This is a genomic window from Steroidobacter gossypii, assembly GCF_016801985.1.
In the GTDB taxonomy this organism is placed as follows: Bacteria; Pseudomonadota; Gammaproteobacteria; order Steroidobacterales; family Steroidobacteraceae; genus Steroidobacter; species Steroidobacter gossypii.
In genome coordinates, this window is record NZ_JAEVLS010000008.1 from 26,056 (window position 1) to 47,790 (window position 21,735).

The 21,735-nt window shown below is 62.7% G+C and carries 13 protein-coding genes; 7 read left to right on the forward strand and 6 right to left on the reverse strand.

All coding sequences use genetic code 11. The annotated features are described in order from the left end of the window. The first annotated feature begins 23 nt into the window (after window positions 1–23). From JM946_RS26340 to JM946_RS26350, 3 genes are all read left to right on the forward strand, one after another. Window positions 24–1,502, forward strand: coding sequence for a peptidoglycan recognition protein family protein (locus JM946_RS26340; protein ID WP_203170408.1), 1,479 nt, complete (start codon window positions 24–26; stop codon window positions 1,500–1,502). A 4-nt stretch (window positions 1,503–1,506) separates the two neighbouring features. Next, on the forward strand, window positions 1,507–2,565 hold the full coding sequence (locus tag JM946_RS26345) for a cell division protein FtsA (RefSeq protein ID WP_203170409.1): 1,059 nt from the start codon (window positions 1,507–1,509) through the stop codon (window positions 2,563–2,565). Window positions 2,566–2,758: 193 nt separating this feature from the next. Continuing rightward, window positions 2,759–3,898: a fatty acid desaturase gene (locus JM946_RS26350; protein WP_203170410.1), complete on the forward strand. Its 1,140-nt coding sequence runs from the start codon at window positions 2,759–2,761 to the stop codon at window positions 3,896–3,898. A 324-nt stretch (window positions 3,899–4,222) separates the two neighbouring features. Here JM946_RS26350 and JM946_RS26355 read toward each other — a convergent pair whose 3' ends face one another. Then, window positions 4,223–6,199: a TonB-dependent receptor plug domain-containing protein gene (locus JM946_RS26355; protein ID WP_203170411.1), complete on the reverse strand. Its 1,977-nt coding sequence runs from the start codon at window positions 6,197–6,199 to the stop codon at window positions 4,223–4,225. Between the two features lie 204 nt (window positions 6,200–6,403). On the opposite strand from JM946_RS26355, the gene JM946_RS26360 reads away from it, so the two are divergent. Next, window positions 6,404–7,675 (forward strand): hypothetical protein, encoded by a 1,272-nt coding sequence (locus JM946_RS26360; RefSeq protein ID WP_203170412.1) that lies wholly within the window; start codon window positions 6,404–6,406, stop codon window positions 7,673–7,675. Between the two features lie 8 nt (window positions 7,676–7,683). Here JM946_RS26360 and JM946_RS26365 read toward each other — a convergent pair whose 3' ends face one another. The 3 genes from JM946_RS26365 to JM946_RS26375 all read right to left on the reverse strand — a co-directional run bounded on the left by JM946_RS26365 (window position 7,684) and on the right by JM946_RS26375 (window position 11,031). Then, window positions 7,684–8,100 carry an EF-hand domain-containing protein gene (locus tag JM946_RS26365; protein WP_203170413.1) on the reverse strand — a complete coding sequence of 139 codons (417 nt, stop codon included), beginning with the start codon at window positions 8,098–8,100 and terminating at the stop codon, window positions 7,684–7,686. Window positions 8,101–8,182: 82 nt separating this feature from the next. Then, window positions 8,183–9,433: an amidohydrolase family protein gene (locus JM946_RS26370; RefSeq protein WP_203170414.1), complete on the reverse strand. Its 1,251-nt coding sequence runs from the start codon at window positions 9,431–9,433 to the stop codon at window positions 8,183–8,185. Beyond that, window positions 9,433–11,031 carry an amidohydrolase gene (locus tag JM946_RS26375; protein WP_407700604.1) on the reverse strand — a complete coding sequence of 533 codons (1,599 nt, stop codon included), beginning with the start codon at window positions 11,029–11,031 and terminating at the stop codon, window positions 9,433–9,435. The genes JM946_RS26370 and JM946_RS26375 overlap by 1 nt, the downstream gene beginning before the upstream one ends. A gap of 79 nt (window positions 11,032–11,110) precedes the next feature. Here JM946_RS26375 and JM946_RS26380 point away from each other — a divergent pair, with 79 nt between their 5' ends. Next, on the forward strand, window positions 11,111–13,144 hold the full coding sequence (locus JM946_RS26380; RefSeq protein ID WP_203170418.1) for a tetratricopeptide repeat-containing sulfotransferase family protein: 2,034 nt from the start codon (window positions 11,111–11,113) through the stop codon (window positions 13,142–13,144). A 167-nt stretch (window positions 13,145–13,311) separates the two neighbouring features. Then, window positions 13,312–15,678 carry a TonB-dependent receptor gene (locus JM946_RS26385; RefSeq protein WP_203170420.1) on the forward strand — a complete coding sequence of 789 codons (2,367 nt, stop codon included), beginning with the start codon at window positions 13,312–13,314 and terminating at the stop codon, window positions 15,676–15,678. 162 nt (window positions 15,679–15,840) lie between these two features. Here the strand turns inward: JM946_RS26385 and JM946_RS26390 are convergent, their stop codons facing one another. Next, a complete protein-coding gene (locus JM946_RS26390) occupies window positions 15,841–17,163 on the reverse strand; it encodes a serine hydrolase domain-containing protein (protein ID WP_203170421.1) in 1,323 nt (440 codons plus the stop codon). 193 nt (window positions 17,164–17,356) lie between these two features. On the opposite strand from JM946_RS26390, the gene JM946_RS26395 reads away from it, so the two are divergent. After that, on the forward strand, window positions 17,357–19,723 hold the full coding sequence (locus tag JM946_RS26395) for a Tex family protein (RefSeq protein ID WP_203170422.1): 2,367 nt from the start codon (window positions 17,357–17,359) through the stop codon (window positions 19,721–19,723). Here JM946_RS26395 and JM946_RS26400 read toward each other — a convergent pair. Beyond that, complete coding sequence (locus JM946_RS26400; protein WP_203170423.1) at window positions 19,667–21,565, reverse strand: DUF3413 domain-containing protein; 1,899 nt, start codon at window positions 21,563–21,565, stop codon at window positions 19,667–19,669. The two genes, JM946_RS26395 and JM946_RS26400, sit on opposite strands and share 57 nt — an antisense overlap. Between the last annotated feature and the right edge of the window lie 170 nt (window positions 21,566–21,735).

Sequence of the window (21,735 nt, forward strand, 5' to 3'; positions counted from 1 at the left end):
TTCGTTGGATGGATGGCCGGCTCATGACGGCTGCAGCGAGTGGCTCGCCGACCGAGCGCTATCGGCGCGAGCGGCCTCCCGTGAGCCGCGAATGCGGCGAGGAGCTCACACGCATCACGGATGACATCGACGATCCAGTGGTGAAGCTGCGCTATCTGCAGGGCGCGCTGAACAAGGAGGGCGACAAGAGCGCCCTCGTGCAGTTCGTACCCATCCCGCCTGCCCGCCGCGCCTGGTATCGATTGAAAGGCTTGCTGGCGCTCGACGGAGTCGCCGACGAGGCGGTCGCGAATCGCACTCTCGCGGCTCGCAAAACCGCGCGTCGCGTGGTGGTCGGCACCACTGCTGCGGCTCTGTTGTTCGTGCCGGTGCTGGTTGCCATCATCGCTTGGCAAGTCAATAAGTGGAGCAGCGATGCACCCGAGCCCATGGCGTCCACCGTTGGCTCGTCTACAGAGGCGAATGCCACTGCCATCGAATCCGCGACTGCGCCGCTGGCGGTGCAGCCGACGCTGACTGCCGCGCCTGTCGAAGCTGATGTGACTGTGAATCAGGCGCCTGTCGCGGAGCCGCTCGAGGCCGAGGATCTCGGCATCGTGCCGAGCATGTTGTGGCTGGCGGACCGCGGCCCGGACTGGGAGCTGTATAGCAACGGTTTGCGCATCGAGACCGCGTACACCGTGAAGGGCGCGCCGCGTAATTACCGAGTGCATTCGCGCGCCGGTCAGCTGTTGCCGACCCGGCATTCGCGGCCGATTGGCATTCTTTTCCATACGTCCGAAAGCGACTTGTGGCCGCTCGAACCCGACTACGAGAAAGAGTTGCGCAGAGGCTCGGAGGCGCTGCTGCGCTTCGTGAGGCGCGAGCAGGCCTATAACTACCTGATCGATCGCTTCGGTCGCGTGTATCGCGTCGTCGACGACGAGAGCCGCGCCAATCACGCCGGGCATGGCGTGTGGTCCAGAGGCGGTGAGGTTTATCTGGATCTGAATTCGGCGTTCCTGGGCGTATCGTTCGAATCGCGCTGGGAAGGCGGGCGCACGCTGCCGATCACGCGGGCGCAACTGATCGCGGGTCGCAATCTCACACACTACTTGCGGCAGCGATTTTCGATCGCGCCGGAGATGTGCGTGACGCACGGGCTGGTGAGCGTGTCGCCCAAGCGCGGGCTCATCGGATATCACCTGGACTGGGCGCGCGGCTTTCCGTTCGAGGCGTTTGGCTTGCCCGATCTGTATTCGCAAACGCTGCCGAGCGTTTCGCTGTTCGGCTTCAACTACGACAGCGAGTTCCTGCGCACCATGGGCGAGCGCTGGCCCGGCCTGATCGCGGCCGAGCGCCAACTGGCCGACGAGGCGCGTGAGCGCGCGATGTCACTCGATGATTTACGGCGCGAGCGTCAGGCGCAGTATCGCCGCTGGCGCGCCGCCATTCCCACTCCCACTTCGGCAGAGCCGGAGTTGGAGACACCGGCTCCACAGACTGCAGACAGAAGAGGGTAACGCTATGGACGATCGTAACGACCACGGCTCGGAATCGTCGGGCTCCGGCAGCCACACCGGCCAGAGCCAAAGCGGGACCCGCACCCGCATCGGCCTCGATGTGGGCACCAGCAAGGTAGTTTCCGCGCGTGGCGACAACGTCTCGCCGCACACCGAATCGCAGCTCAATGCGTTTTTCGACGTGCCGTACTCGGCGTTGCACGAGCAAGGACTCAAGGCGAATCGCACGCCGTTCTACCGCGAGGACGATCGCTTGATCGTCTACGGCGATGCTTCGGAAAAGTTTGCGCACATCTTCAATGCCAACGTGCGCCGGCCGATGGCCAAGGGAATCCTGAATCCGAGCGAGCCCATGGCCACGCATGTGCTGGAAACGGTGCTCAGCACGCTCGTGCCGGTGTCGCGCAATCCCGGTGAGTTGCTGGCGTTCTCCGTGCCGGCGGCCGCGACCGAGACAGGCCATGAGCTCACGTATCACGAAGAGACCATCAAACGTTATCTGAAAGGCCGCGGTTACACGCCGCTCGCCGTGAACGAAGGTCTCGCGGTGGTGCTGGCGGAGCTCGCGAAGGAAGGCTTCACCGGTATCGGCATCTCCTGTGGCGGCGGCATGTGTAACGTCGCGATCTCGTACCTGTCGATTCCTTCGCTCACCATGAGCCTGGGGCATGGCGGCGACTACATCGATTCTTCCGTGGGTGCCGTGGTCAACGAGCCGGCCACGCGCGTCAAGGCGATCAAGGAGGAGACGCTGGATCTGACCCGCGAGGGTGGCGACAAGATCGACAAGGCGCTGCACATTTACTACGACAAGCTGATCGAGTCGCTGGTGGAAGAGCTGGGGCGCGCCGTGCAAAAAACACAAAAACTGCCGCGCAACGATCAGCCCATGCCCATCGTGCTGGCCGGCGGCACCTCCAAGCCCAACGGCTTCCGGGACCGCTTCGAGAAGGCGTTGCGCCGTCGCTCGTGGCCGTTCCAGATCGGCGAGGTGCGCATGGCCAGCGATCCACTGACAGCCACCGCCCGTGGCGCGTTGGTAGCCGCGCTGGCCGAGCGCTGATTCGAAAAAGAGTTGGGCCGGCGCTTGAACAAAGAACTGCGTCACGCAATTTAGCGTTAGCCTTTAGGGCAATCCCTGAACCCGGTCCGTAGTACGAACGAAGTACGGACCGGGTCACTCTGAGACATTATTGCGCGGAAATCCTGGCGCACCCCTGCTAGGATCCATGGCTCAAGCTTCCGATGGAGTACCGATGACCGATGCCTCGACCACACGCGCGCCGCTGAACTGGCCCGCGATCATCATGTTTTTGATCTCCACCATTCCGGTGGTGACGGTATTTCCGTGGTACGCGGCGACCTTCGGCTTCGACGGCTTCGAATGGGTCAGCTTCTTCGTGCTGTGGGCGCTCAACGGCATGTCCATCACCGCCGGCTATCACCGCCTGTGGGCGCATCGCAGTTACGAGGCCTCCAAGCCACTGCAGATTTTTTACATGCTGTTCGGCGCAATGGCGCTTCAGAACAGCATCCTGGTGTGGGCGTCGTCCCACCGCACTCATCATCGCCATGTCGACGATGTCGACCATGATCCGTACTCGGCGAAGCGCGGCCTGTGGTTCTCGCACCTGGGCTGGATGCTGCGTAACTACGAGAGCGGCAAGCAGGATTTCCGCAACGCCAAGGATCTGGAAGCGAATCCCATTGTGGCTTTTCAGCACAAGTACTACGTGCCGCTGGCCGTGGGCATGAACGTCGGCGTCCCGCTGCTGTTGGGCTGGATGCACGGTGACATCTGGGGCAGCCTGCTGCTGGGCGGCTTCCTGCGCCTGGTGGTGAGCCACCATTGCACGTTCTTCATCAACTCGCTGGCCCACTACTGGGGCAGCCGCCCGTACACCACCGAGAACACCGCCCGCGATAACGGTCTGCTGGCGCTGTTCACCTGGGGCGAGGGCTATCACAACTATCACCACCTGTTTCAGTGGGACTATCGCAACGGCATCCGCTGGTACCAGTGGGATCCGACCAAGTGGCTGATCTCCGCCTGCAAGTTCCTGGGCCTGGCGCGCTCGTTGAAGCGCGTGCCGGAATTCCAGATCCGCCAGGCCCTGGTGCAGCGTCAGCTGCAAAAGGCCGAAGAGAAGCTCGGCCAGCTGCAGGACCACGGCCGCCTGGCTGCGCTCCGCCAGTCGCTCGAGACCGAAGTGCAGCACTACAAGGAAACCCTGGCTCGCTGGGCAGCCCTGCAGCAGCAGCGCGTCGAAGCGGCCAGGAAAGCCGTCATCGACCATATCGAGCACAACGAATTCCTTGCTCGCGTGCGCGAGCTCGAAGAGTCCCTGCGCCAGCAGTACCTTCGCGTTCGCCTGCTCGCCGTTCAGGCCGCGTGAGCAGGCTGTTCGGTTCGTTCCGACAAAGGGCGCCTTCGGGCGCCCTTTTTACTTGGACTTACTGGTGCGGGCCCGGCGCTTTTCGCCACCGTCCTTCCACAGGCGCCCGTCGAATTCGAACGGTTCAGGCTTGGAGATCTTCAGCCGCGGGAAATGCGGATGCTGAGGATTCACAACTGGCCGGGCAGCCAATTGGAACGCCGCTTACGCCCGCAGGCGGCGCCAGCCGATGATCATGCTGGTGATGGAGATGAGCAGGCCGGCGAGGCTCAGTGGTCACATGAGGAGGTCCCAAGGGGGCGGTGTGAGAGCGGAACTCACAGGCTAGAACTCATAGGTGTACGTGATGCCGTAAGTTCTCGGCACTCCCAAGCGCCGCGCAAGGAACGCCCCGCTGCCGTCGTCGAGCTGCGCTTCGACCAGACGCGTTGCATATTCTTCATCGAACACGTTCTGCAGATTGACGCCGACCTGATGGCGATGCGCACTGCCCACGAAACAGCGCGCGGCGAGATTGAGGGTCACATAGTTACCGTAGTTGCGACGGCCAAGCGTGCGCAGCGGCTGATATACGTCGCCCACCCAGTTGACAGTTGCGCTCGCATCCAGCGGCAGCTGCGAAGGAGTGAAGTGCAGCGAGCCTTTGGCATAGCTCACCGGAACGCGCGAGATTTGCAGATCCGACCGTTCGGGACGTGACTCGCTGTAGGTGTAACTGAAGCTGGTCCTGAGGCTACCGGTCACAGGCGCACTGAGCGACGCTTCCAGGCCGCGCACCTCCGTGACGCCAGGAAGATTCTCATAGCGGCCATTGGGGAACGCTTCCGTCGGAGCGCCGATGTCGATCAGGTTGTCGACATCGCGCGCAAACCCGGTGAGCTGCCAGGCAATCGGGCCTTCATCCGATGCGATGCTGCCGCCGACAGAAAGATTCAGGTTCTGGCTTTGCTCCGGCTCCAGGTCGGGGTTGCCCGCGTAATCATCCTCGCCGATGTAGTAAAGCTGCTCGGCGCTGGGCAAAAGGAACGCGGTCGCAACCACGCCTTCGAGATACAACGCGCGGCTGAATGTATATCGCCCGCTCACATTCCACACCGTCGCGTGCTTGCCGCCACTGCCGCGGTTGTAGCGAGCGCCAGCAGCCACACTGACGTTGTCGAACGCATGCTGTGCCGTCCGCACTTCGCCGAACACCGCATGCACCGTTTCGGTCTCGCCAGCAATGGGGAACACGTCGTCGCGCGCTTTGTAGTTCTGGTAGTCGTAGCCGACGTGATAATCGAGCAGTCCGCCCGGCCGCACTTTCATCAGCGCGCTGCCGCCGTAGTCATGAAAGCCCCAGTAAGTTCCGGGGGCGTACACCACCACTTCCTCGCCCGTGAGCGGACGGTTCTGGATGTTGGCGTAAGTCGTGTCCCAATCGTGCAGATAAGCCTTGACCACCAGTTGCACATGCTCGCTCGCGTCGTACGCCAGCTTGACGCTGACGATGTCTTCATCGCGATCGTTATAACTGCGTTTGGTCTTGATGGGCTGGTTGTTGTCGAGCCGCGCATCGGTATGGTGGTAAAGCAGATCGAGCCGCAGCGAGTCGTTGAAGTCCAGGCCGTATTTAAGCCCCACATTGGTGACATCGTAGCCGCGCTCGCGATCGGTGGTGCTGGGTTGGAAGCGGTCGTACTGCCGATAACCGTCGCCTTGGTTCTTCGAGCTGTAGACCACGAACTTGTGTCGGCCGATCGAGCCCCGCGCGTAACCACCGATCTGATAACCGTCGTTGCTGTCGTAATTCACCGCGAGGCTGCCGCCGGCCTGTTCGGAAAAACCCCGAGTCACGATATTGATCGCGCCGGCCACCCCCTGCGTGCCATAGAACAGACTCTCGCCGCCCTTCAGCACTTCGATGCGCTCGATCATGCTGGCTGGCAGCGTATCCGGGCTGGTCTCGTTGAAGATGCGGTTGCTGATGCGCACGCCGTCCACCAGCCACAGCACGTCGCCCGGTCGCGAGCCTTGCAGCGACACGTCCACATAGTCGAACGGGCCGCTGCCGGGTGAGACGAACAGGCCCGGCACCTCGAACTGCAGAGCGGTGCTGGCGTCCACGTAGCCCGCCGCCCGAATGCGATCGGCACTGACGTATTCCACATCGTGACCGTATCGAGCGAGCTCGACCGGCAACGTATCTTCGATGCTGCGAGCCGTGACCAGAATTTCCTCGAGAGGATCCGCCTCTTCGGCGAGCGCGCAGGCGGTCAGGCTGAGCAGCGAAGCTGCGACGAGCGGGCGATACGAGAGCAAAGCGGCGTCCCCGAAGTGGCCGAAGGAGCGAGCCTCTCGGTGACCGACGTGTTACCGCGCGGCGCTTCGGGCTCGGGCAAACTGAGCGGGGACCACAGTAGTGGCCGAAGCGCGCGAACCTCCAGTAATTTACTGTTTCCGATGACGTTACTTAACGTTAAAAACCCTACGATGAGGACCTCATCAGCCACTGACAGGGCGGTCATGACGGCAGTGGACGAGCTGCAGCGACAGGCGGAGCTGTTTCGCGCCAGCGGGCTGCTCGGCAAGCCCGGCGCAATGTCGCGCCTGTTCGAATTTCTGCTGGCGCGTTCACTATCGGGCGAGGCGCCCAAAGAAATCGAGATCGCCTTGCAGGTGTTTGGGAAGAGCGCCAGCTTCGACGTCGCTCAGGACTCGGTGGTCCGCGTTTATGTTCATAAGCTGCGACGGCGGCTGGAGGACTTCGCGACGCGCTCGCTCACGCAATACGACGCTCGCATCACCATCCCCAAGGGTGAATACCGATTGGTGCTGGAGCCGGTCGCGACGCTCGCACCCGCGCCGCCGGTGGTGGAGGTCGCGCCTCCCGTTCAGGTTGCGCCACCCGAGCCGTCGCCGCCACGGCGGCGGTGGTTGAAGCCGGCGCTGGCGGCGCTCGCTGCCTTCGTATGCGGCGCCGTGCTCACGTACGTGCTGACGTTCGATGCTCACGATCGCAATCTGAGCGCGGTCCGCCACAGCGCGATCTGGGAACCGCTGCTGCAAGATGACTTGCCCATCACCGTGGTGGTCGGCGATTACTTCCTGTTGGGCGAAGTGGACGAGGCGAGCAACGTGCAACGCCTGGTGCGCGAGTTCTACATCAACTCCAACCAGGACTTCCTCGATCACGTGCAGCTCAATCCCGAGCAGATGCGTCGCTATCGCAATCTCGACCTCACCTACCTGCCGGCGGCGAGCGCCTTCGCCTTGCAGGACCTCGTGCCGGTGTTGAACGCAGGCAAGCCGGTGCGGGTCACGTTGTTGTCCGAGCTGAATGCGAGCGTGCTGAAGTCCACACACGTTGTGTATGTCGGTTACATCAGCGGCATGGGCATGTTGGGCGACCGAGTGTTCGCGCAGTCACGGCTGGCGCTGGGCGGATCGTTCGATGAGCTGCACGACATTCAGACCGGCACCACTTACGTGAGTACCGCCATGCCCACGGGAAGCGAGGGCGGAGCGTTCCGTGACTTCGGCTACTTTTCGACTTTCGCGGGGCCGAACGGCAATCGCGTGGTCGTTATCTCCGGAACGCGCGACAACGGCGTGATGCATGTGGCTGAAACCCTGTCACATCGCGCCGGCGTCGCGGAGATCGCCAGCAAGGCAGCAGGCGCCGATTCGTTCGAGTCGCTATATGAAATCGACGGCATGGCGCGCGCCGGTCTGAACGCGCGCCTGCTATTCGTGTCCGCGATGAAGAACGACTCGATCTGGTCCGGGGCGCCGTGAATGCCCGGCTAGCGACGGCGGCTCTGCGCGGCTTGTTTAGCCGCCGCCAGCTCCTTCGGATCGAGCACGTTGTTCTTGTCGGTATCGGCGCGATCGAAGATCAACGTCGGTCCGTTGACGAACTCTTCCTTGGTGACTCGGCCATCGCCATCGGCGTCGAACTGGCCGACCACGAAGTCGGCGCCGCCGCTGCGCTGGCGGCGCGCGGCCAGGCGTTTGGGAATATCGCTGCTGTCGATGTGGCCGTCGGAGTTGCGATCGAACTTGGCGAACTGGTCCTGGCGCGCTGCCACGAATTCTTCGCGCGTGATCGAGCCGTCGTTATTGGTATCGGCGCGCTCGAATATTCCTTCACCGCGCACCTGCGCCATGGCTGGCGCGCCGAGCAATATCAAGCAAACGGTGGGAAAAAACTTGCGGGACATGTTGCGTTCCTCGAGAGAGTTCGGATTGCGCTGGTTCTCCAGCGTTCACCGAATAACGCAACATGCCCCGCGGGGTTGACGGCTATTTGGAAGTCACCTGCTTCAGCCGCTGGAAATAGCGATCGCGCAGCTCCAGCTGACGCGAGCGCATTTCGATGGCCTTGCCTGCAATCCAGACCTGCTCGGCGACGCTGGTCACATCGAGCGGATCGCCGCTCCACAACACCAGGTCCGCGGCTTGCCCCGGAGCGATCCGGCCGCGACTCGCGCCCAGCCCGAAGATGTCCGCGGCATCGGCGGTCAACGCGGTGATGGCGGCTTCTTTGGGCATGCCGTGAGCGACGGCGTTGCCCGCGGTCTGTCGCACCTTGCGCGCGTTGTGACTATCCTCGAATTGCGAGAATGTGATCTTCACGCCGGCCCTGTGCAACAGAGCGGCGTTGTCCAGGCGCGCGCCGATCTGATCGAACGAGCTTGGCAGGTTGGCCAGAGGATCGAGGATGACCGGCACCTTCGCTTCGGCCAGCTCTTCCGCCACCACCCAAGCCTCGGCGCCGCCGGCGATCACCGGCTTGATGCCATAACGCTTGGCCAGCGAGACGGTCTTGACGATATCGTTCGCACGATCGACGTGGAAGACCACCCGGCCGCCGGCGAGATAACGACCGAACACTTCGCGACCCAACGGATGCATCAATGCTTTGTCGTCGGAGATGCGATTGCGCGTTTCGTGCACGGCTTGCTCGAGCAGCATCCATTGCGCGGCTCGACTGCCGCCGGACAGCGAGTTCAGCTTTCCACCCAGGTTGATGAACAACGAGCGGCTACCGTCGAGCACCGCGTCCCGACGACCGTCGAGAGTCACGGCGGCGCCTTGCCCAGCGAGGAAGTTGCTGCCGCGTGCGGTGCCCGGCGCCAACACGGTCCACGTCATGCCTTCGATGCGCGTGACAGGCACGACCACCGAGCGGCTGTTATAGGCGGTGGAAACATCGAACTCCGGACGCCACTGCATCTCGTAGGCTGGCGCTCCGAGGCTGAGCGCAGCGTCGTTGGCGGTTTCTTCCTGGCTGACTTCCTCCACACCGATGGTGCTCAAGCCGGCGAACATGCCCGGAGTCAGTGCGCGACCCTTGGCGTCGATGCTCACGGCGCCGTCAGCGGAAAGTCCGCTGCCCACGGAGTGAATCTTGCCGTCCCGAATCAACACGTCCGTGTTGGTGAGCGTGCCTTTGGATGATGCCGTGTGCACGGTCGCGCCGCGAATCAAAACGTCCTGCGCGACGGCGTTGCTGGCGCAGATCACCAGCAAAGAAGCGATCAAGGTTCTCATTATTGCGCGCTCCCTTCAGTCGCGTCGTATTGGCCAAGCAGGAAGTCCGAAGCGGGTCGGGTCGGCGGATTGGCGCGGTCGTAGACCAGCGCGCCGTCGATGAACACCTGCTCGGCCAGCGCATACACGCTGAACGGATCGCCGTTCCAGATCACCACGTCGCCCATCTTGCCGGCCTCCAGCGTGCCGGTGACCTCATCGATGCCCAGCGCCTTCGCCGCGTTCAGGGTGAGCCACTTCATCGCATGCTCGCGTGAAATATCCAGGCCCATGCGCACGCCACGAGTCATCGCTTTGGCGGCCTCCTGGTTGAGTCGTTGTATACCTTCCGCCGAATCTGAATGGACCACGGCGCAGCCGTTCTTCGGCATGTCGGTGAGCGCGAGGTTTTCCATCACGCCGTCGAAGGCTTCCATCTTGAAGCCCCACCAGTCGGCCCACTCGGCGCCGCAGATGCCGTTTTCGGCGAGCAGATCGGCGATCTTGTAGGCCTCCACCGCGTGATGAAAGGCAGCGATCTGGAAGCCGAACTCCCTGGCCAGGTCGATCATGATGGCCATCTCGTCGGCGCGATAGCAGTGGATATGCACCATGATCTCGCCGTTCATGGCGCCCACCAGAGTTTCGGACTTCAGGTCGCGCTTGGGCGGCGAGGGCGGCTTGGCTTGCTCGTCTTTCTTGCCCGGGCCCTGTTGTTTCTTTTCGAACTCGGCCAGCTCGCGACGATATTTGTCCCACTCGTCTCGATACGCCTGTGCGTCGGCGAACGCCTGGCGATAGCCGGCGACGTTGCCCATGCGCGTCATCGGCGCCTGGCCTTTTTCGCCGTAGTAGCCCTTGGGATTCTCGCCGCACGCCATTTTCAGGCCCTGTGGCGCTCCGGGAAATTTCATCGCCTGGTAGGTGGTAGCGTGTACGTTCTTGAGCGTGACGCCGCGGCCACCGATCAGGTTGCCCGAGCCCGGCAGGATTTGCAGAGTGGTGACGCCGCCTTCGAGTGCGGCCTGGAATCCGGGATCCTGCGGCCACACCGCGTGCTCGGCCCAGGCCTGCGCGGTCACCGGATCGACCATCTCATTGCCGTCACTGTGTGCATCCACGTCCGGGCTGGGGTACACGCCCAGATGCGAGTGCACGTCGATCAGGCCGGGCGTGACCCAGCGGCCCTTCGCGTCGATGACCTTGGCGCCGGCCGGCGCGCTCAGTTGTGTACCGACACCGGCGATTTTACCGTCGACAATGAGCACATCGCCGTTGTCGATGCGAGCGCCGGTGCCGGTGAGAATGGTCGCACCACGAATCAACGTCGCTTGCGATGCACGAGCTCGATAGGTCGATGTATACGGAGCAGGCGTGTTCGACGCCGTGGCAGTGGTTGCTTGCTGAGTCGGCGCCTGCGACTGCGGAGCGGTTGCGCAGGCGCTCAACAAAACACCCAGCAAGGGAGTCATGACATGGCGACGCATCACGCCGCGCGCATGAGTGGGCTGCATTCTTGTGGTGTCCCCTGGAGAAAACGAAGCGCGAAAATCTATCAGATCGCGCTGGCAGACGCTCTGCTTTACCGCAAGACCCGCCGCGGGCATCGCAAACAGCATTTGCGAAGGCGGGTGTGGGCGGCGTTATCATGGGATGTCGTGGTGTGGGGATCGCGTGTTGTCACTGGCCAGCTGACGAATGAGCGCAACGCCGGAACCGGTCGGGACTCTGGAAGTAGCCCTGGCGCATGCCAGGCATCTGCTGCGGGAAGATCCGTCGGCGGCGGCGGAGCAGGCGAGCGAGATTCTCAAAGCCGTGCCGGGTCATCCGGTAGCCCAACTCCTATTGGGAGTGGCGCGGCGTAGCTCCGGGTCGCTGGTTGATGCGATCGAGGTTCTGACGGCGCTCAGCAAACAGCAGCCTCGATGGGCCGCGGCTCACTTCGAGTTGGGCCTCGCATTGGGAGCGAACCGCCAGGGCGATCAAGCCGTGGCGGCTCTGCGGCGCGCCGTGGAGCTCAAGCCCGATTTTCCTGACGCGTGGCGCACGTTAGCTGACCATCTCAACGCCGCGGGCGATGCCGAAGGCGCCGATCGCGCCTATGCGCAACACATTCGCTATTCGACGCGCGATCCGCAGTTGCTCGAAGCGGGTGTGGCGCTTGCGGAGAACCGGATCTCCGTCGCCGAAGCGCTGCTGCGCGAACATCTGAAACAACATCCCACGGATGTCGCGGCCATCCGCATGTTCGCAGAAGTGGCGGCGCGCCTCGGCCGTTATGCCGATGCGGAAGTGTTGCTCGAACGTTGCCTCGAGCTTGCACCGAGCTTCCAGGGCGCGCGACACAACTATGCCTATGTGCTGCACCGACAGAACAAGCTCGACAAGTCGTTGCAGCAGCTGGAATGTTTGCTCGGCAGCGACCCACGCAATCCCGGCTATCGCAATCTGCAAGCGGCCGTACTGGCGCGCGCCGGCGAATACGAGCGCGCTCTGCACATTTATGCAGAGGTGGTGAAGGAATATCCCAGCAACGCCAAAGTCTGGATGAGCTACGGCCACGCATTGAAGACGGCTGGCCAGTCGAGTGAGTGTGTCGCGACCTATCGGCACGCTATCGAACTGTCGCCGCAGCTTGGCGAGGCGTACTGGAGCCTGGCGAATCTGAAAACGTTCCGCTTCAGCGAGCAGGATATCGCGGCCATGCAGGCGCAGCTGCGACGCGCCGAGCTGAGTGTCGAAGACCGGTTCCATTTTCATTTCGCGCTGGGCAAAGCATTCGAGGATGTTTGCGACTATGCGCAGTCGTTCGAGCACTACGAGCAGGGCAATCGCCTGCGGCGAGACTTGGTTCAGTATGACGCCGACGAGAACTCGGCGCAGATGCTGCGTTCCAGGCAGTTGCTGACCAGGGAATTCTTCGGCGCCCACGCTGGCTCGGGATCGTCCGCGCCCGATCCGATCTTCATCGTCGGCCTTCCGCGCGCCGGGTCGACGTTGCTGGAGCAGATCCTTTCCAGTCACCCGCTGGTGGAGGGCACCATGGAGTTGCCCGACATCATCGATATGGCGCGGTCACTGGGCGGCGGTCGCGCCCGCGGCGGCGATTCCAAATATCCAGAGATTCTGGCGGAGCTGTCCGCAGACGAGCTGCGTGAGCTCGGCGATCGATACATCGCCAACACGCGCATCCAGCGCAAGAGCGATGCGCCGTTCTTCATCGACAAGATGCCGAACAATTTCGCGCACCTCGGCTTGATCCAACTGATCCTGCCACGCGCCAAGATCATCGACGCGCGGCGGCATCCGATGGGCTGTTGTTTCTCCGGCTTCAAACAACATTTCGCGCGCGGCCAGCACTTTACTTATGGGCTCGTCGAGATCGGTCGCTACTATCGCGACTACGTCGAACTGATGGCGCACTTCGATGCCGTCCTGCCCGGTCGCGTGCATCGAGTGATCTACGAATCGATGGTCGCCGACACAGAAGCCGAGGTGCGCCGGCTGCTCGACTACTGCGAGCTGCCGTTCGATGAGCGTTGCCTGCGTTTCTATGAGAACGAGCGCGCCGTGCGCACGGCGAGCTCCGAACAGGTGCGTCGGCCCATCTATCGCGACGGCGTCGATCATTGGCAGCACTATGAAGCATGGCTCGAGCCCCTGAAGCAGGCATTGGGGCCGGTGCTCGAGTCCTATCCCGAGGTTCCGGAGAGGCTGATTCGACCGCACTAGTGATATCGAAGCGCCGCGGCCACGCGCGGCTACAACATGGGGAGAGCAAGATGGTTACGCGTCGCTGGCATGCTCGAGAACATCGACCCCGGGAGCCTTCCTGGCGTCGGCCCTGGCAAAGTCGAACATCCCTGTCGGTTCCCCTGGCCGCCGCGCTGTCGGTCACGATGACCCCCGCGGTGGCGCAAACCGGCCAAAGCACGACCAGCGAAGGCGCGGTGCTCGAACAGGTAATCGTGACGGCGCAGAAGCGACAGGAGAACCTGCAGGAGGTGCCGCTGAGCATCACTGCGCTAGGCACCGCGAAGCTCGAAGAACTGCACGTCTCGGACTTCGACGATTACGCCAAGTTTCTGCCGAGTCTTTCCTATACTTCGTTCGGTCCCGGTTTCAGCCGGGTGTTCTTCCGCGGCGTGAGCAGCGGTGACAACGGCAACCACTCCGGCTCGCTGCCCACCGTCGGCATTTATCTCGACGAGCAGCCCATCACCACCATCCAGGGCGCGCTCGATGTGCACGTATACGACATCGCTCGCGTGGAAGCGCTCGCCGGCCCGCAAGGCACGCTGTACGGCGCCAGCTCGCAAGCGGGCACGGTTCGAATCATCACCAACAAGCCCGATCCGACCAAATTCACGGCGGGCTACGACATCGAAGGCAACCTGCTCGATGGCGAAACGGGCTACATCGCCGAGGGCTTCGCCAACCTGCCGTTGAACGACAAGGCCGCGATCCGACTGGTCGGCTGGAGCAAGCATGATGCGGGCTACATCAGCAATGTCGCGCGGGATCGTTTGTATCCGACGGCCGAAGTGACCATCAATAACGCCGACCGCGCCGAAGAGGATTACAACGGAGTCGACACCCACGGTGCACGCGCCGCCTTGCGTATCGACCTGAATGAGAGCTGGACGGTCACGCCGACACTCATGCATCAGCAGCAGAAGTCGAAGGGCGCGTTTGCATACGATCCCAGCCTCGGCGATCTGAACGTGGCGCGCTATCGGCCGGAGACTGCTGACGATCGCTGGACCCAGGCCGCGCTGACCGTCGAAGGCAAGATCGCCAACCTCGACGTGGTGTACGCGGGCTCGTATCTGAAGCGCGATGTCGACGTGGAGCAGGACTACTCCGACTACTCGCTATTCTACGACATTGCTTACGGCTACACGCTGTACAACGACGATGGCGTCACCATCGATCCAACGCAATACATCCAATGGAAGGATCGCTACAAACGTCACAGTCACGAGTTACGTGTTTCGACGCCTTCCGACAAGCGCGTGCGTTTCGTCGGCGGTTTGTTCTTCCAGCGTCAGCAACACGGCATCGAACAGAACTACAAGGTCGACGACCTCACGGCGTTATACGAGGTGACCGGTTGGGAGGACACCATCTGGCTGACCGAGCAGGAGCGCGTGGACCGGGATTACGCCGTGTTCGGCGAGCTCAGCTTCGATCTCACGGAGCGCTTGACGCTGACCGGCGGCGCCCGATGGTTCAAAGCCGAGAACTCCCTGGAAGGCTTCTTCGGCTATGGCGAGGGTTACAGCAGCAGCGGCACCAGCGGCGAGGCGTTGTGCAGCGTCTTCGCGGGCGATGAGATCGGCGATCGCTCCGGCTTCGTGCCGTATACCTCGGTCGGCACCGCGCCTTGTAAAAATCTGGATCGGACCGTCGACGAAGACGGTGTCACTCCCAAGGTCAACCTGACTTATCAGTTCGACGACCAGCGCATGATGTACGCGACCTACTCGGAAGGATTCCGCCCCGGCGGCGTGAATCGCCGCGGTACGTTCCCGCCGTATGAAGCCGACTATCTGAAGAACTACGAAGTCGGCTGGAAGACCACCTGGCTGGGCAACCGCCTGCGTTTCAACGGCGCGGTGTTCCTGCTCGATTGGGACGATTTTCAGTATTCGTTCCTGGGCGAGAACGGACTCACCAATATCACCAATGCCGGCGGCGCACGCATCACCGGCATCGAGACCGATATCGAATGGGCAGCCACCGAGCACTTGTTGATCTCGGGCGGATTGAGCGTGCTCGACGCGGAGTTGCGCGGTGAGTTTTGCGAGGTCGTCGCGAACGGCGAGCCGTTGCCGTTCGACGACTGCCTTGGCGCCAATCCGCACGATCCGGAAGGTCCGCTGATTCAGCGCGGCGCCAAAGACGGGACGGAACTGCCCGTGGTGCCCGACTACAAATTCAATGTCACCGGCCGCTATCGCTTCGAAATCGGTTCGCTCGACGCGTTCGCGCAGGCGGCGTTCGTTTATCAGTCGGAGACGCGGTCGGCGCTGGTACCGTTCGATTCGGCGGTCTTGGGTAACAACAGGCCGTATGGGATCGCCGATTTTGCGGTCGGTATCAGCAACGGGTCGTTCACGACCGAGCTGTTCGTCAACAACGCGTTCGACAAGCGTGCGGACATCAGCAGGTTCTCGCAGTGTCGCGAGGAGATGTGCACGAAGCCGTACATTGTGACTAATCAGCCGAGGCTGATTGGCTTGAAGTTCGGGCAGAAGTTTTAGGAAGAGCCCACCCCCGGCCCCCTCCCGTGGAACGGGAGGGGGAGTTCATTCTTTTCTTTCTCTGGAGGCTTCAAAGCCAGGAGAGATCGCCTGCAAGGACGGGGCGATAGAGCAATTGCCTGGCGGGCTCGACCAGCGTTCAACGGGAGGGCGACACGGAAGTTACTTCGCGGGCTCGACCAGCGCCTGGAAGGTGAGCTGGCGTGACAGGTCTTCGATGTTGGGCGCGCCGGGCGGTCCGCCGCGGCGTTGGATGATGCCAAGGAACACCACCTCGTTGGTGGGGTCGATCCAGAACCACGTGCCGGCGAGGCCATCCCACAGATAGGTGCCCTTGCCAGCGGGGCTGCCGACTCGGAGCGGCTCTTCGTAGACGGCAACGTCGTAACCGAAGCCAAAGCCGGGCTGCATGCGATACATGCCGATGCCGAACTTGCCGTTCTGATTCTTCACGACGTCCGGTACATGATTGGCCGTCATCAGCGCGACCGTGCTCGGCGCCAGCAGGCGCTTGCCATCGAGCTGACCTTTGTTCGCCAGCATCTGCGCGAAGCGCAGATAATCCGCGGCCGTCGAATAGAGTCCGCCACCGCCAGAGGGCAACCGCGGCAACTCGTTGACGTTCACGTCATGAGGCATCGGCCTCAGACCTGCGGCGCTCCAGGAATAAATCGTGGCCAGCCGGGACATCTTGTCTTCAGGTACATAGAAGGCCGTGTCCTTCATGCCCAGCGGTTCGAAGATGCGTTCCCGCAGGAAGTCGGGGAACGGCTGGCCGGACAGCTTCTCGACCAGGTAACCCTGGATATCCACGCCCACGCTGTACACCCAGCCTTCGCCCGGCTGATACAGCAACGGCAGCTTGGCCATGCGCTCGATGAAGTCCTGCAGCGACGTGGCGGTGAGCGGCTCCACCTGTTGATAAAGCTTGTCCACCGGCGTACTGCCGAACACGCCGTAAGTGAAGCCGGCGGTATGCGACATCAGCTCGCCCATCGTCGGCGCATGCGTCGGCGCGACCAACGTGGGCTGACCGTCGGCGCCGTGGCCGGCAAACACCTTGAGATCCTTGAATTCGGGGATGTGGCGCGAGATCGGATCGGAAGGTTTCCACTTGCCTTGTTCGTACAGCATCATCATCGCCACGCCGGTGATGGGCTTGGTCATCGAATAAATGCGCACGATGCTGTCCATCTGCATAGCCTTGCCGCCGTCCACGTCGGCTTGGCCGTAAGTGAGCTGCTGCACGACCTGGCCGCGTCGTGCGACCACCGTGGCGATGCCAGCGAGTTGTTTGCTGTCGACGATGGCTTTCATGCCAGCGTCGAGGCGTTTGAGGCGCTCCGACGAAAAGCCGACGCTTTCGGGCCTGGCCTCCGGCAGCGACAGATTGCGCGCGTCGGCGGCAATCGTGAACAGCAGGGCCAGCGCAACCAGGCTGCATGCGCGCCAGCTCGACGCAGCCGGATTCAGTTGTGTCCGCACAGTGAAATCCCCCAGACTTCCTTGAATGGAAACGAGATGAACGGCGCCGGGAAAATACCGCCGCCGGCCGTCGCGCGGGGCGCCATGACAGAACTTTGCCTTAGAACACTCCCGCACGAATCTCAAGCCTTGTCGTGCCGGGATCGCTTCTTCATAGTGCGCGACTTCGTTTTTGCACTGTGGATCGGACCCCATGCTCCCGTCGATTGAATCCCGCATTGCCACCGAGCTCGGCGCCAAGCCGCAGCAAGTCAGCGCCGCCGTAGCATTGCTGGATGAAGGCGCGACGGTGCCGTTCATCGCGCGCTATCGCAAAGAGGCGACCGGCGGCCTGGACGACACACAGTTGCGCACGCTGGAGGAGCGGCTGTCTTATCTGCGCGAGCTGGAAGAGCGCCGCGCCGCCATCATCGCCAGCATCGATGAACAGAAAAAGCTGACACCCGAGCTGCGCGCCAGCATCGAGGCTGCCGAGACCAAGCAGCGCCTGGAAGATCTGTACCTGCCGTACAAGCCCAAGCGTCGCACCAAGGCGCAGATCGCGCGCGAAGCGGGGCTCGATGGGCTCGCCGCCGCGCTGCTCGCCGACCGTTCGCTGACGCCCGAAGTCGAAGCCGCCAAATATCTGAAACCCGCATTCAAGAATGCGCAGGGCGACGACAACCCCGGTGTCGCCGATGTGAAGGCCGCGCTGGAAGGCGCCCGCACCATTCTCATTGAGCAATTTGCCGAAGACGCCGAGTTGCTCGCTAATCTCCGCTCGCACCTTCAGGACAACGGCGTGGTTGTGTCCACGGTGGCCGAGGGCAAGGAAGAGGCGGCGGCGAAGTTTCGCGACTACTTCGCGTACAGCGAAACGATCAAGACCGTGCCTTCGCATCGTGCGCTCGCGTTGTTCCGCGGTCGCAAAGACGAGTTGCTCAAGGTTTCGTTGAAGCTGCCGGAAGACATGCAGCCGCCGCCGGCCACCGGCCAGGCGCCGTTCAATGCGTGCGAGCTGAAGATCGCCGCCCGTCACAACATCGCCGATCGCAAGCAGCCCGCCGACGCATGGCTGCTGCAGACGGTGCGCTGGACGTGGCAGGTCAAGCTGGCATGGCAGCTCGAAGCTGAATTGTTGACGGCGCTGCGCGAGCGTTCGGAAGAAGAGGCGATTCGCGTGTTCGCCCACAACCTGCACGATCTGTTGCTCGCTGCTCCGGCGGGGCCGCGCGCCACCATGGGCCTCGATCCCGGTCTGCGTACGGGCGTCAAGGTCGCCATCGTCGATCGCACCGGCAAGCTGCTCGAGACCGCGACGGTGTACCCGCACGCGCCCCGTAACGAATGGGATCGCACCATTGCGCACCTCGCGTTGCTGGCCAAGAAGCACAATGTCGATCTGATCAGCATCGGCAACGGCACCGCCTCGCGCGAGACTGACAAGCTCGCGGGCGATCTGATCAAGGCGCATCCGGACCTGAAACTCACCAAGATCGTGGTGTCGGAGGCGGGCGCGTCCGTGTACTCGGCCTCGGCGCTCGCGGCGAAGGAATTCCCGGATCTGGACGTGAGCCTGCGTGGCGCCGTGTCGATCGCGCGCCGCTTGCAGGATCCGCTGGCCGAGCTGGTGAAGATCGATCCCAAGTCCATCGGCGTCGGTCAGTATCAACACGATGTGAGCCAGACCAAGCTCGCCAAGAGCCTCGATGCGGTGGTCGAGGATTGCGTGAACGCCGTCGGCGTCGATGTGAATACTGCGTCGGCCGCGCTGCTGGCGCGCATCTCGGGCTTGTCGAGCACGCTGGCCGAGAACATCGTTCGCTATCGCGACGAGCACGGTGCGTTCGCCAATCGTGCGGGCCTCAAGAAGGTGCCGCGTCTCGGTGACAAGACTTACGAGCAAGCGGCCGGCTTCTTGCGCGTGATGAACGGCGACAACCCGCTCGACGCCTCGGCGGTGCACCCGGAAGCCTATGCCGTGGTCGAGCGCATTCTCGCCGATCTCAAAAAACCGGTGCGCGAAGTCATCGGCGACCTGTCGACCCTGAAGAAAGTCGACCCGGCCAAATACACCGACGAGAAGTTCGGTGTGCCCACCATCAAGGACATCCTGAAAGAGCTGGAAAAGCCGGGCCGCGACCCGCGACCGGAGTTCAAGACCGCGACCTTCAAGGAAGGCGTCGAGGAGCTCAAGGACCTGCAACAGGGCATGATCCTCGAAGGCGTGGTCACCAACGTCACCGCGTTCGGCGCGTTCGTGGACATCGGCGTTCACCAGGACGGGCTGGTGCACATCTCCATGATGTCTAACAAGTTCGTCAAGGACCCGCGCGAAGTGGTGAAGGCTGGCGACGTGGTCAAGGTCAAAGTGCTGGAAGTGGATCAGCAGCGCAAGCGCATCGCCCTGACCATGCGCCTTGAAGACTCGGCGCAGCGTGTGCGAGACAATGCCGCCGGCGATTTCCGGCGGGATCGCGACTCACGCCCGCCGCAGCGTCAGCAGCAGCGGCGCGAGCCGGAGTCAGTGGGAGCCGGCGCCATGGCGGACGCCTTCGCCCGAGCGCTGAAGCGAACGTAGATCGCCGTTCACGAAGCGCGCCTTCTGCTCGAGGGCGCCCGCGATCACGTCGGGCGCCAGGCTGGTATCGAGCTCGAGATAATCTTCATCTCGAATCTCCATGCGATGCTTGCGCACCACGGCGGTCTGGTTGCCGTGTTTGATTGCGAAGTCCGCGTATTCGCTCATCACAATGATTTCGCGTCCGCCCGGCTCGAACAGCGGCTCGCCGACGCTGTACGTCGGGAACGGCGTGTCACAGCCGAGATAGTCGTGTAACACGGTCGGCATCACGTCGAAGTGCGTGGTGCGATGCTTGTAGGTCTTGGGCTCCAGTCCCGGCGCATATAACAGGAACGGCACGCCGGTCTGATAGCGCGTGAAATTGCTGGCGTGGCCCCAGTAGTTCTGCTCGTTGTCGTTGAACTCCTGCCCATGATCGCCGGTGACGATGACCAGCGAGTTTTCCAGCAGCCCTCGCGCTTCCATCGCGGCGAACGCTTCACCCACCAGCGAATCGACATAGTGCAGCGAGTTGCGATAACGATTCAGCAACGGCAGGGGATCGGTCTCGTTGTCCAGCTGCAGATAGTTCACGTGGCTGGCGGCCGGCTGAAAGTGCTGCGGATAATCTTTCGGATGTGCGAAGCTGTGGGGCGCGTCGTAGAACAGCAGCGCGAAGAACGGCCCGGTTGCCGAACGGGTCTCGAGGTACTTCAGGAAATCGTTGGTGAGATCGCGGTCCCAGGCGGCCGGATCGTCGCCGTCCGAACGCATGCGCACGCCTTTGACGCGTGAGAACACCGTGCGATCGAACTCGGGGCTGTATAGCGGCGCGCTCCGGAACACCTGCACGTCATAGTTGAGCCGGAATAGTTGCTCGATCAGAACCGGTCCCTGGCGCTCTGCGAGGATGCGATGCCAGTACGTACCCGGAATCGAATAGAACAACGAGAACATCCCGATGCGCGTGGCATTGCCCCCGCTGTAATGATCGAGGAATCGCGCAGAGCGTTGCGCGAACTTCTCGATGTTCGGAGTCACCTGGGCATTCAGCTCATCGAATCGCCAGGAATCGATGGCGATCACCACGATGTTGGGCGGATTCTCCGGCGACTTGCAGGCCAGTGGCTGCAACGGATACGACAAAGCTTTGCCACTGTGCTCGGTGTGAGCGACCTGCACGTTGGGCAAGGCCACACCGTACGAGCGCAGCATGCGTTTCGCGGTGGCCGCATAGCGCATCGGCAATACTTCGGTCTGCTCCAGGATGGGCTCGTAGCTCACGGCATCGGCCCAGATGTGCACGAGATGAAAGCTCAACAGCGAGGTGACGATCACCGCCACGATGGCCCTTCGCATTGGCGAGCGTTGCGGCGCGCTGGCCAGGCGTCGCCAGAACCAGCCACATGCGATGCCGACGGCCGCCAGGATCGCCGCCGCGATCAAACCCGCCTGCGCGTACATGGCCGCTGAAAACACGAACGTCTCGGCCGCGGCGCCGCCGAACAACAGGTTCAGCACGCCGGCGTTGATGTGAAACCGATAGAGCTGAAAGATCTGGGTGTCGATCAACACCAAGGCGACAGTGGCCGCCCCGAGCAGCACTCCAAGGGGAATCACGAGCCGCGGCCGCGGCCATAAGACGATGAGCACGAGGGCGGGCAACAGGGCTACAGCTGCGAGCGTCGTGAAGTGCCCCACCAGCATGCTGGCCCGGAACAGCAGCGATGCAGGCCGGCCGTCGAGGTCGATGACCTCGAAGTAACGCAGACTGACCAACAGCAGCAGGACCAAGGTGGTGAGCAGCAGCCCTCCCCACCAGCGCAGGAGACGATGTCGTCGTTCTTTGTAAGATGTCACTGATAAGACACGCTGAGACTTGAAGGCACGCGGGACCGAAGCCGATCGAGCGGGCGGATTGTAGCCGGCCCCATCGGCTCCGAGCCGTTCGCGGCTCACAAGCGGCCGGATGCAGGCGCCGACCCGCTGCTCGATCGGATTATGCAAGCAACCGCTTGCCGGATCTCGGG